Raw genomic sequence first — 483 nt, 5'->3', positions numbered from 1 at the left:
GTCCTGCCAATCTCTCCAGATACCTTTTCTACTGGAAACGCCAATTTAAGAAACCAGACAAGGATTGCCAATTGAAACACTTTATTTCTCGTATCTGGAATCACGACCAACACATGGGGGTTCTGCGGATTACCCAGGCCCTCCTGAATGATTTTGACCTTAAGGTCAACCATAAGCGCGTTTATCGGCTGATGAAGGAGTTGGATATCCAAGGGGAAGGTTATCGTAAGAAGATCCGCAAATATGATTCCTCTAAAGGTCCTGAAGGAACTAGAGTCAAAAACAAGTTACGCCGCCGTTTTCAAACCGATTGGCCAAAGCAGAAGATGGTTTCCGATGTCACTGAATTTAAGATCCCCGAAACTCAGGAAAAGGTGTATTTCGAACCAATAATGGATTTATACAATAATGAGATCCTAACCTTTGCCATTACTGCCGGCAGTCCCAATCTTGAATTTGCCATGAAACCATTGAATTCCCTAA

Annotated in this window: 1 protein-coding gene; it reads left to right on the top strand. The window is 42.9% G+C overall.

The features are described 5' to 3' along the window. Window positions 1–71 precede the first annotated feature (71 nt). Window positions 72–483, top strand: a 412-nt coding sequence (locus tag LPKJCM_RS04065; RefSeq protein ID WP_225364108.1) for an IS3 family transposase, incomplete at its 3' end; no start/stop codon positions are given.

The sequence above is a fragment of the Lentilactobacillus parakefiri genome, assembly GCF_002157585.1.
Classification (GTDB): domain Bacteria; phylum Bacillota; class Bacilli; order Lactobacillales; family Lactobacillaceae; genus Lentilactobacillus; species Lentilactobacillus parakefiri.
Note: the sequence above shows the minus strand (reverse complement) of the source record. Positions and strands in the feature narration are given on the sequence as shown.